The sequence below is a fragment of the Streptomyces sp. AC627_RSS907 genome (genome assembly GCF_019049165.1).
The window spans coordinates 1-595 of record NZ_JAGMUE010000480.1; the positions used below are offsets into that span (position 1 = coordinate 1).

Annotated in this window: 1 protein-coding gene; it reads left to right on the top strand. The window is 71.9% G+C overall.

Features of this window, described 5'->3' with window-relative positions; translation table 11 throughout:
* Nucleotides 1–473: M23 family metallopeptidase (locus KUM32_RS36590; RefSeq protein ID WP_217146195.1), on the top strand; the 473-nt coding region annotated here is incomplete at its 5' end.
* Between the last annotated feature and the right edge of the window lie 122 nt (nt 474–595).

Consider the following 595-nt stretch of genomic DNA (forward strand, 5'->3'; position numbering starts at 1 on the left):
GCATCGACCTCAAGGCGCGGCAGGCCGCCGAGAAGAGGCGCAAGGCGGAGGAGGCAGCGCGCAAGGAGGCCATGCGCCCCAAGTACGCGCTCCCAGTGCAGCAGCACGGACTGAGCGCGCAGTACGGGCAGGCGGGCATCAACTGGATGTCGGTGCACACCGGCATCGACTTCCCGGTCGACTACGGCACGCCCGTCATGGCCGCCACCGACGGCACGGTGCGGACGCAGTTCAACGTCGCCTACGGGAACATGGCGATAGTGACGTCGCCCGATGGCACCGAGACCTGGTACTGCCACCTGGGCAGCACGAAGGTGCGTACCGGATCGGTGCAGGCAGGCGACACCATTGGTTACTCGGGCGACTCCGGCAACTCCACCGGCCCGCACCTGCACTTCGAGGTGCGCCCCGGCGGCGGTTCGGCCATCGACCCGCTGCCCTGGCTGCGCGGGCACGGACTCGACCCGACCTGACAGCGCACCGCCGGCCGCGCCTCGCTCGCGCGCCGGCCGGCGGTGACACAGCGGACCACGACAGGTCACGCGGCCGACCCCGGGCGCACCCTCTCTCCAGCGCACGCCCCTCGCGCCCGCCG